Source organism: Actinotignum stranguriae (assembly GCF_051265215.1).
In the GTDB taxonomy this organism is placed as follows: Bacteria; Actinomycetota; Actinomycetes; order Actinomycetales; family Actinomycetaceae; genus Actinotignum; species Actinotignum schaalii_C.
Map to the genome: position 1 here is coordinate 1 of NZ_JBOZCJ010000037.1, position 10,939 is coordinate 10,939.

At 56.1% G+C, this 10,939-nt stretch carries 7 protein-coding genes, 1 tRNA gene and 2 pseudogenes; 7 read left to right on the top strand and 3 right to left on the bottom strand.

Translation table 11 applies throughout. The annotated features are described in order from the left end of the window. Positions 1-434: 434 nt before the first annotated feature. Positions 435-701 (top strand): annotated as a pseudogene (locus ACRQEG_RS09290) (hypothetical protein); the annotation flags it as partial. Positions 702-769: 68 nt separating this feature from the next. Here the strand turns inward: ACRQEG_RS09290 and ACRQEG_RS09295 are convergent. Continuing rightward, positions 770-843, bottom strand: a tRNA-Pro gene (locus ACRQEG_RS09295). Positions 844-1,149: 306 nt separating this feature from the next. Between ACRQEG_RS09295 and ACRQEG_RS09300 the strand changes: the two genes are divergently transcribed. The 6 genes from ACRQEG_RS09300 (at position 1,150) to ACRQEG_RS09325 (ending at position 7,833) form a co-directional block, all read left to right on the top strand. Continuing rightward, a complete protein-coding gene (locus ACRQEG_RS09300; protein WP_016442798.1) occupies positions 1,150-1,599 on the top strand; it encodes an FHA domain-containing protein in 450 nt (149 codons plus the stop codon). After that, on the top strand, positions 1,592-2,404 hold the full coding sequence (ftsR, locus tag ACRQEG_RS09305) for a transcriptional regulator FtsR (RefSeq protein WP_435730830.1): 813 nt from the start codon (positions 1,592-1,594) through the stop codon (positions 2,402-2,404). Before ACRQEG_RS09300 ends, ftsR begins: the two co-directional genes overlap by 8 nt. A gap of 215 nt (positions 2,405-2,619) precedes the next feature. Beyond that, positions 2,620-4,038: a purine-cytosine permease family protein gene (locus tag ACRQEG_RS09310; protein ID WP_320758279.1), complete on the top strand. Its 1,419-nt coding sequence runs from the start codon at positions 2,620-2,622 to the stop codon at positions 4,036-4,038. Positions 4,039-4,089: 51 nt separating this feature from the next. After that, on the top strand, positions 4,090-5,856 hold the full coding sequence (locus ACRQEG_RS09315; protein WP_320758280.1) for an adenine deaminase C-terminal domain-containing protein: 1,767 nt from the start codon (positions 4,090-4,092) through the stop codon (positions 5,854-5,856). A 43-nt stretch (positions 5,857-5,899) separates the two neighbouring features. After that, a complete protein-coding gene (gene add / locus ACRQEG_RS09320) occupies positions 5,900-6,907 on the top strand; it encodes an adenosine deaminase (protein WP_320758281.1) in 1,008 nt (335 codons plus the stop codon). Positions 6,908-7,269: 362 nt separating this feature from the next. Beyond that, positions 7,270-7,833, top strand: a complete 564-nt coding sequence (locus ACRQEG_RS09325) for a MerR family transcriptional regulator (RefSeq protein WP_320758282.1) — start codon at positions 7,270-7,272, stop codon at positions 7,831-7,833. Positions 7,834-8,076: 243 nt separating this feature from the next. On the opposite strand, the gene ACRQEG_RS09330 is transcribed toward ACRQEG_RS09325, so the two are convergent. Continuing rightward, positions 8,077-10,242, bottom strand: coding sequence for an InlB B-repeat-containing protein (locus ACRQEG_RS09330; protein WP_435730828.1), 2,166 nt, complete (start codon positions 10,240-10,242; stop codon positions 8,077-8,079). A 376-nt stretch (positions 10,243-10,618) separates the two neighbouring features. Further along, positions 10,619-10,939: pseudogene (locus ACRQEG_RS09335) on the bottom strand (ExeM/NucH family extracellular endonuclease); the annotation flags it as partial.

Here is a 10,939-nt window from a genome sequence, read left to right on the forward strand (position 1 = left end):
GCGGGGCACGCCACCGTGGCTATGATCTATCCTGCCAGCCGATCCCAGATCAGCTACACACAAGTCTCACAGCGCGTTAGGGACACGAAATCGGATTCAAACGGTGCTCTCCCTCGCGCTTTGTCTGTGGATCATCCAGTTCGTACGGATCCAAGTCGGTTCTAAGCCAACGACACGCCGTCACTAGCCACACTTTTGTCCATTAGCCTCAAATCAACATGAGGTTCAACATAGGATTGCTCTTCTACCAAGAAAGCCCGGTATCAGTTTTGGCTTGATACCGGACTTTTTGTCGGGCTAGCGGTGTCTAGTTTCAGGACATATGTCCATCCCACCCCACCACAACCTAAACACGCATGTCCCACGACATACGTCCGCGCATGTCCCACGACATACGTCCACACCCACACCCACAAAATAAGGCATGTGAAGCGTACTGGAGAGTGCGTATCGACAAAATAGACACCTCGGGCACCATCACCTTGCGTTACGCCGGCAAACTACGCCATCTAGGAATCGGGAGAGCCCACCAAGGACAGGCAGTCATCGCTCTTACCCACGGCCCCAACGTCCTGATCATCAACCGAGCCAGCGGGGAAATAATCGCCGAGTTCACCATCGACCCGACCCGGAACTACCAAAAGAAAAACACGAAGAAAAACGGACACATGACGCGGGACATACCCGGACATATCACGTGAGACATCCCGCCCGAAAACACGAAAAATCCCGCGTCACAGGCGGACCTATGACGCGGGACATCACATTGTCGGGCTAGCGGGATTTGAACCCACGACCCCTTGACCCCCAGTCAAGTGCGCTACCAAACTGCGCCATAGCCCGAAGCGATAAGAAAACTTAGCGCTACCCCCGTTCCGAAAACCTGATTTCAACACCGGGTCATCGCCACGTGGACCACATGAGATTACCTCATGAGCGCAGACAAATACAAATCTCAGAAGGTGACGTAGCACGCTCTTCCCTCGGAACTGTGATACGCCTAGCCGGTGCCATCACTCCGACACAACGGCTCTGACGTATCTTTCGGAACGGATAGCCTCACTAGAGTTATCACCCCGAATCGTTATAGGATTGTTACCGATAAAGACGCGCCCGGGGAGCGCCCCAGGGCAGTGAAGGAGAAGTCATATGGCTGAACAATTTGATCCGAGGTCGGCCGCACCCGCGCCTACGGAAACTTCTCGCTTCACCGCTATCGGCGCGCAACCTGATCAACCGGTGGCCGAACGGCATCTCAGTCCGCAAGAATGTACCGCTATTGATGCGCTCCCTGCCGGCTCCGCGCTCCTTATTGCGCTCTCCGGTCCCAATTCCGGAGCTCGGTTCCTACTTGATGGGGAAGTGACGAATGCGGGACGTTCCCCACGCGCCGATATTTTTCTTGACGACGTCACTGTTTCCCGTAAGCACGTTCAGTTCTTCCGCCGCGGCGATACGTTCCACGTGCGTGATTCCGGTTCTCTCAACGGCACTTACGTAAATCGGGAACGAGTCGATGACGCTGTACTCCGCACCGGTGATGAGATCCAAATCGGAAAATTCCGGTTAACTTTCTACGCTTCGCGAGCCGGTGCGTGATACACCGGTGATATCTCGCGCTTCTACGGCCACTTCGGATTCTTCCTTCCCGCACACTTGCGCGCCGCGCCGCATGCGGACGGATGGCAGCCCGAGCACCTGGCCCCATGACCTCAGCCACGAACCAACTCTGCGTATCGGGGAGGTTCGCCGTGCACTCACGGACGAGTTCCCCATGCTCTCGGTGTCGAAGATCCGGCATTACGAATCCATTAATCTTATTTCCCCTTATCGCACCGCTACTAATCAGCGACTTTTTTCCACCTCGGATACCGAGCGTTTGCGCTTCATCCTGAGGGAACAGCGTGATCGTTTCCTACCCCTCGATCAAATCCGGGAGGAGCTGCGTCAGCTCGACGAGGGCATCATTGAGGCCCCGGGGCGCCCCGGGGGAATGCGCGCCGTCGCCGCACCGGAAGTGCGCCGCCCGAAACCAGGCGAACGTATTACTCAAGCCGAACTGGCCGATATGACCGGAGCGGCTCTGGGCACCATTGAGGAGCTCGTCACCGCTGGCATCCTTGCTACCGACGCACGCGGGCGCCTATCCGCCCAATCGGCGGATATTGTGCGTTACTGCGTGATGCTGCTGGAAGCCGGTTATGATCTACGTCAGATTCGCAGCGTCAAAAATTCCGCACACGCTCAAGCCGTGATGATTACCACCCAGCTAGCTACCGAGCTGGCAAAGAAAACACCGGTTGCCTCCGAGCGCGCCCTCAACCAGGCCGCCGAAGACGGCACCACCATCGCGCGGCTTTACGGCGCTCTTCTCACGGAAAACGTCGAAGTGGAACTGCGCTAAGGTGCGTTCCACCGCCGCGCTCACGGGGCATGTTTTCAACCTCGTCTTAATGCACTAAGGCCCGCTCGCCGCTCCGGCAAGTAGCCTTTTGCGCAAAAATGAACCACGTCAGGCAGACAGCACCACCCACTCAGGAGTAAGGTGGCAGTACAACTTCATATCGATTGAACCGAACCCAGGTCATGCTGGGCACCTCAACTAGCAGGAGACAATTAATGTCAGGTTCTGTGGAAACCCAAGGTATCGACCTTGTATCGCCCCACGAAAGGTACGGTCGCCCCCGCGATCTTTTCTTCCTGTGGGCGGGCACAACCACTAATATTTTTACCGTGTCCTACGGCGCCATGCTGGTGCTGCTTTACGGACTTTCATTCACGCAAGCGCTCGCCGTTATCGTAATCGGCAACGTTATCGCATACCCGCTTCTCGCGCTAACCTCCATTCAAGGGCCACTAACCGGCACCACCACGATGACCATTTCGCGAGCATCACTCGGTACTCGCGGAGCTCGTATTAATGGAGTTTTGTCCTGGCTGATGCTCATCGGCTTCGAAGCCGGGGGACTCATTCTCGTTTACTATGCCTGTGAGGCACTCCTCGCTCGTGCGGGTATCGCCCTGGAGGGCGGCGCGCAGATTACCGTCGTCGTTCTTCTTGCGGGTATTCAGCTTCTTCTTCCCCTTCTTGGCCACCGGATACTCATGGCAGCACAAAAATACGCAACCATGATTTTCACGGTGGCTTTTATTGTGTTAGCAGCCCTGATTATTCCGCAGGCCGCGCCGGGCTCCTCCGCGGGTACCGATTCACTCTTCACCCTGATTTCTGCAACCTCGCTCGTTATTGTTTCGGGCGGGCTTTCCTGGGCGCCCAGCGGAGCAAATTTCTCCCGTTATCTACCCGCTCATTCTTCGCCACTCGCAGTGGGAACCTGGGCGGCGCTGGGTGGGTTTATTCCCTACGTGCTACTCCAGGCCCTCGGGGCCGCGATGGCGACTGTAGCGGTTCCCGCTGAGGTGGAACTTTCTAATCCGCTGGCCGTCCCGGCGATCCTCAGCCCGGCGTTTGCGGTACCTTTCCTCATTCTTGTTATGGTCGGTTTGCTGCTCCAAAACGGCACCAACCTCTATTCTTCCGGCCTGAATTTGCAGACCGCCGGTATCCACGTTCCGCGCATGGTTATCGTGTGCATCGACAGCCTCATCTGCGTGGCCATCTGCATTTTCGCGATCCAGCAGGAAGCGTTCTACAGCCTCCTCAATGCTTTCGCCGCCTCGCTAAGCATCTGGCTGGCGCCGTGGGTGACCGTATATTTGCTGGATTGGGTGGCCCGGCACGGCACCTACCATCTTTCCGGCCTCGCGATTGAATCCCACGGCCCCTACTGGGGAATCGGCGGGGTGCGTTGGTCCGGAATGGCCGCGCTGCTGGGCGGCATGCTCTGCTCAGCGCTCTTCACAAACTCTGGCTACCTGGTGGGCCCGCTCACCCGACTTCTCGTGGACGTACCCGCCACGGCACCCGATCTGTCCATTCCCGCCGGAGTGATCGCCTCCGCGCTAATCTACCTGGCTCTGCGCCCGGTGCGCGAACGCGAACGCGCTGCCCGCCGGGCCTTCATTACCGCTGCCTAAAGGCCGCATACCGTCACCCCGCAACAACGTCATTATTTTTAGGAGAAACTCATGCCTCATCGTCAGCTTCTTGATGTCGCCTACGGGCGCGCCCACGCCGACACCATTATTAACAACGGAATTCTGGTAAACGTTCTCACTAGGGAAACCTACCCCGCCTCCGTCGCCATCGCTTACGGGCGCGTGGCCGCGGTGGGGAACGTGGACGCGCAGCGCGGCCCGAACACCACCATTATTGATGCCGACGGCGCCTATCTGACTCCCGGTCTCATTGACGGGCATCAGCACATCGAATGCTCCAAGCTCTCCGTGACGATGTTCGCGGATCTGGTATCCCGCTACGGAACAACCTCCGTTATTTCCGGCCTCGACCAGATCCTGGTATCCGCAGGCCTGGAAGGCGTCAAGGAATTCCTGGCCGAAGCCGAAGAATCCTCCATGCGAGTGTGGTGGGGTGCGCCCGCTAAAGCTCCCTACACGGTTCCTGAATCTACCGTCGGGCACCGTTTCGCGGTGGAAGACCATCGGAAAGTTCAGCGCATGCCCGAATGCGTGGGCCTGTGGGAAACCGTGCAGGAAATGGTGGAATACGGTGATGAAGAAGTCCTCACCGCCATGGACCTGGCCGAGGAAAACCGCCTGCACGCCTTTGGCTGCGCACCGCTCGTGGATGCCCGCCGGGTAGCTGGCTACGCAGCTTCGGGCGTAACTCTATGTCACGAATCATATTCTCCTGAAGAAGAACTGGAGAAGATGCGCAACGGCATCAATATCCTTATCAGGGAATCCACCGCCGCCCCGATGCTCGAGGAAAATATTAAGCTCATCACCGAGATGGGCGCACCCGCCCACCGGGTTGGTTTCTGTACCGACGATGTGACGGCCACCGATATTTTGGGCCGCGGCCACCTCGATTACGTGGTGCGCCTGGCCATTGCGAAGGGAATTGATCCCGTCACCGCGATCCAGATGGCCACGATTAACACCGCGCGGATGTTCCAACTCGATGACCGCATCGGTGCGATTGCTCCGGGGCGTTTCGCGGATATTCTCTTCGTTGATTCCCTCGATGATTTCCGGCCCCGCACGGTCCTCAAGGGTGGGAGGATCGTGGCGCAGAACGGTGCTGCGGTGCACGCCCCGCATGCGCCGCAGCGTACCGCCGCGGTGCTCGATACTTTCAAGCTCGCCCCGGTCGGCGCTGATCGCATCGCAGTTCGGGTTGCCGATTCGGCTACCTCGGCGCGAGTGCGCACCATCGTGCTCTCCAAGGATGTTGCCTTCAAGCGCCCCGGCGCTGAGGTGGAACTCGAGGTCGTGGACGGCAAAGTACAACCCGATACTGCCCAGGATGCCATTTATGTATGCGTAGCGGAACGCTACGGCAAAACCACGAATTTGCCCGTTGCTTTTATTCAGGGCTTCGGCCTCAAGCGCGGGGCAATTGCCACCTCGGCGGCCCCGGACGATAACAATGTGGTGTGCGCGGGAGTAAACCCGGAGGATATCGCGCTGGCGATTAACGAAGTTTCCCGCCTGGGCGGGGGACAGGTTGCGGTGTGTGATGGCGAGGTTGTTGCCTCGCTGCCCCTCCCGGTGGGTGGCATTGTTGCCGACCTGGTAGCCGAAGATATGGCCGCCGCCGAAGCGGAGATGGACCGGGCTGCCCGGGAGGTGCTGGGTGCGGATCTCGATTCGCCCTTTGGCCAGCTCATCTTCCTGTCCATCACCGCGATTCCCGATTGGGCGATCACCGATCTCGGCCTCATTGACTGCGTCAAATTTGACGTCGTCGACCCCGTTATTGCAACGCGGTAACGTAACGCGTACCCGCGAACGTAACCACGCAGAAAGGAAAAATATGACTGCGATATCCCCCTTCGTGCAGGGTCTGCCCAAAGTTGAGCTCCACCTGCATATTGAAGGCACCTTGGAACCCGATCTCAAATTCAAGCTCGCCGCGCGCAACGGTGTGGAGCTTCCCTACGCCAGCGAAGAGGAGGTGCGGGCTTCCTACCAATTCAATGACCTCGCTTCCTTCCTGAACGCGTATTACGAAGGCATGAGCGTGCTGCTCACCGCGGAAGATTTCTATGACCTCGCGATGGAGTATTTCCACAAGGTAGCGCGCCAAAACGTTCGCTACGTGGAGATGTTCTTCGATCCGCAAGCGCATACCTCGCGCGGGGTGGAATTCCATACCGTCATCACCGGGCTGCGGCGTGCCCAGATTGAGGCGCGCGAACAGCTGGGTGTGGACAGCGCTCTGATTATGTGTTTCCTGCGGGATTTCCAGGCCGAATACGCCATGGCAACCCTGCTGGAATCCCTGCCGTACCGCCCCTGGATTATCGGCGTGGGGCTTGATTCGGATGAAACCGGCAACCCGCCCTCCAAGTTCGCGGCGGTGTTCACGAAGGCCCGCGAGCTGGGCTATCAGCTGACGATGCACTGCGACGTCGATATTGCAGATTCAGCGGAGCATATTCGTCAGGTTCTCGAGGATGTGCGTGTAGACCGCGTGGACCACGGTACGAATGTGGTGGAAAAGCCCGAGTTGGTGGAATACATGGCTGAGCACGGTATCGGTCTGACCTCCTGCCCGATCTCCAATACCTGGGTGTCCGACGGCTCTAAGGTGGGACTGCTCACCGAACTGGATAAGCGGGGGGTCAAGGTTACTGTCAATTCGGACGACCCGGCCTATTTCGGTGGCTATATCGCGGAGAATTACCAACGCGTGGCAGACGAAGCCGGAGTAGATAAGGAGACCCTCAAGCGTTTCGCGCGCAATGCGGTGGATATTTCCTGGGCGCCGGCCTCGCTCAAGGAACGCATCGCCGCGGAGATTGCTGCCTACGAGGGCTGATTGAACGGTGCGCTGAGGGCTGGCGCGCGGTATCTCGCACGCTTGCCTCAGGTACCTCAACTGTCACAATAACACCGCGTGTATCTTTTATCACATCGCGGTGAGAACGACGGCGCCGGCCGCTTCTCATGTGGGAGCGTGCCGGCGCCGCGGGCTTTAAGTGGCGGCAACTAGCCAATCTCAAGGATGGGTGCGGTAAGCTAGGGGAGTAGTAAACGGTGCTTGTTTGCGGCACCTTCCCCTAAAGCTCAAGTTGAGCTTTAGACACGCCGCACCGGGCGCTGACCTGCTGGCCGGCCTGCTATATCGTGGTAGCTAACACTGGCAACCGGCCAGAATCCACGCTGCGAAACGGAGAGACTATGAGCGACGCGACTGCCCAGGACGCGACGTATCGGCGTACCCAACCGATGCTCTTCGGCGATCCTCTTCCCGAGCTCGACGCCGAAACCGGCTACCGCGGTCCGATCGCCTGCAAGGCCGCAGGCATCACCTACCGCCAACTCGATTACTGGGATCGGACCGGCCTCGTTTCGCCTACCGTCCAAAACGCTTCGGGTTCCGGCAGCCAGCGGCTCTACTCTTTTAAGGACATTCTGGTCCTTAAGGTGGTCAAGCGCCTCTTGGATACCGGGGTATCGCTCCAGCAAATTAGGGTTGCTATTGCGCAGCTCAAGGATCGCGGGGTGGAAGATCTGGCCGGCATCACCCTCATGTCCGACGGCGCTTCGGTCTACGAATGCACGTCCGATGATGAAGTCATTGATTTGGTCAAGGGTGGCCAGGCTGTTTTCGGCATCGCGGTTGGCCGTGTCTGGCGTGAAATCCAGGGTTCGCTTTCAGAACTTCCCACCGAACGTGCTGAAGAAGAAGTGGTTGATGAATTGGCGCAGCGGCGGGCTGCCAAGCGCCGCCGCGGTGCATAACTCACAATTCTTTTACCATCCAGGTCCGTTGCCGAAGTGCAGCGGACCTGTTTCGTTTATTATCAAGTCTCCAGGTAACTCTTGTTCATTTCCTACCCTGGCGAGCAATGCCACTCAGCAGTATAGAAAGCCGGCACCGTTACCACGTAAACGAAACCTCTGGAGGAAGCTTTTATAGCTTCGTTTCCAGAGGCTTCGTTTACATTACTGTTTTCCCGTAACCGTAGTGGCTACTTGCCGTAGTTATTTTCTGTCCCAATGGCGCAACCGAACGAAGGCAAGGCCGGTGGCAAGAAGCAGTACAACTCCTGCAATACCACCAGCTGCTGCCGTTCCTGTATGCGCGAGCTTTTTGGCGGAAGTGGAACTGATTGCATTGTCGGTACCCGAATTGGTGGGATTAGGGCTGGGAGTCCCCGGTTTCGTTCCCGGATCACCACCAGGCTTCGTCCCCGGATCACCACCAGGCTTCGTCCCCGGATCACCACCAGGCTTCGTTGTTATTTTCTCCCATTGACCAGTGAGAGTAATGTCACCCGTAACTGAAGTGGAGAAATCATAAGGCTGACCGTCCTTAAACCAGCCAATGAACTTGTATCCATCCCGAACAGGAGGTGCGATATTTTCGGCCTGTTTGCCATGAAGTACCTGCCGGTTACCATCCGGTGTTACCCCATCGTCATAACGGTAAGTAACGTTGTATAGAATCTGATCCCACTCCGCAGTCAAAGTAATATCAGATTTAACCGGGGTAGCGAAATCATATTGATGACCATCGAGATACCACGCGATGAAGGCATGACCTTCCTTAATCGGATTCTCAGGTTCTTGTGCGGGAGATCCAGCTTTAACCTGCTGGGAAGGAATTACGTTTCCGCCACGAGTATCGAAAGTAACCGTGTACTTAGCGACGGCAGCCCACTGTCCATACACAGTTGTGTCAGCCGTAATCGGGGTGGTGAAATCGAAAGGCTGTGTGAAGCTTTCATCTTTGAACCATCCCTTGAAAACGTGATCCTTTTCTTCCGTGTTAACGGTCGGGAAACCCGGCTGGGAAACCACAGTATTACGACTTACCTTAACTGAAGATTCGGCCTTGGTAGAACCATCGGGAAGGAGCTGCTTGAAATTCACAACAGGCTTCGGAACAACCCGAACCTTTACGGTATCTTCCGCATAGGAACGAAGGCCCATCTCATTGTCCTGCCAAATCCAATCAGCAAAAGGACCTGCTTGTAACGTGAGCTGGTACTCGCCTGGGGTGGACGTATCCACACTACCGGAAGCTACGCGATACATAGGCGCATCGTTTCCGCTAAGGATGGTGGTCCACTGATAATCAGGGTTCTCTTCAGTACCCGAATTCTTCAAATAGCTATACGAATCAACAAGTTTCTTTAGGTTAGTCTGGGCTTTATCGACCTCTTCCTGTTTCCGTTGAGGTCCTGTATAGAAGTCACTGCCCTCCTCAATCTCGTATACGGTATCGATAGCATTGAACTTGACCCGATTTTGCTTTTCTCCCCACAGACCAATATTGAAATTCTGCGTGGAGCCATCCGGATAGATGTAGTGCGCTTTCTCAATGGGAAGGCCCGGTGTCGGATCATAGATTGCCATCAAATGCGGAGAGTACTCAAATTTCTCAACGAGCTGTAGAAATCTCATATGTGCGGCTGGATCATAGCCAGTGAGATAATGCTTGTTGGGCTTATCCGCCTCGGAATAGGCGGCAAGTTCCTCACGAGTCATCGAGAAACTAATCTCACCATTAGCATCAGTGGTGAAGAATTTCCCTTTATTTCCGTTGATAATCTCGCTATTGCGTTCGAACCAGAGATTCAACCCGGCAACGGGTTCTTTCGTCTGATCATCAACATACTTCAGCTTGAATTCATACGGTGTGCTCTGATCGGCGGGGAATGCCACATTTGATTCGGTCGGGGTATTCCCATACTTAGTATCCCGACCGAGGACATTCGCTGACGAATGGGAGCGTTCCAGGTGGCGCTTCGGAACGACTGTTACCGTTCCTGTAGCTTTGGTGGTCTTCCCTCCACTATCAGTGAGGGAGAATTCGATGGTGTAATCCCGAACCTTGTTATACACGGAATACTTCGGTTTATCTTTCCCTTCCGTGAAACCACCCTTATTCGTAACGACAACGTCATCACTTCCGAGCTGAGAATCTTCTGCGTCCCCGGCTTTCACGATCATGCGTTTCAGATCGAAGGGATATGTGCTCGCGATTGTGACGTTTTGTATTTCCAGGGTCGGAGCGGTGTTATCCGGCGCAGCCCAAGCCGTGCCGAGCGTAGCGCCGGTAACCATAATTCCGGAAACCAAACCCGCGGCGATGGTGCGAAGCCGATTCACCCCCTGTCCAATTTTTTCTTCCCGTAGTTTCATCTGCAATCCTTTCAACAGCGCCACCGAGGGCACACTTCGACGCGCACATTCTTGACACTGTGACTTGATATTTTGCACCAGCTATAGTGACAAGATGACAATACCGAGTTTCTTACTGTATTTGTTTAGAGTCATGTGATTTCGAGGAATACGAGAGCACTCAACGCTGCCCTTGCGGAATAAACAGCCCTCTGACCTTGGCAAATGCGAGGTTGTTTCATTTTAGTGATCTTCGAGCTACTAACCAAGAAGATGTTTCTCAGCTTTATCTTTACGCGATGCAACAAAGGACCCCGATGTGTCGTCACCATAAGTAGCGACGCATCGGGGTTCTTTTAATATTTAAAGGTGAAAATACAGGGGGATCTCACTCGTTCTATCGGCGCACGGCCGGGGTATCCGTTCCGTTGCCGTCCCAGTCCCCGAGGAAGACCGTATCAGCGTGGCGCCCATAGGCAAGAGTCGCTTCAGCATCTCCTCCGGTGAGGCGGTTACTGATGTGGAAGGTGTTTCCGCGGCGCACCGCGAAAGTATCCTTACCATCCCCGTCGAAGTCCCCGGCGAAGACCCGGTCATCGGCGCGTCCGTAGGAGAAGACCTGCTCAGCATTCCCACCAACTAGCGAGTTCTGGACATAGAAGGTATTTCCGCGGCGCACCGCAAAGGTATCCTTACCATCCCCATCAAAATCACCCAC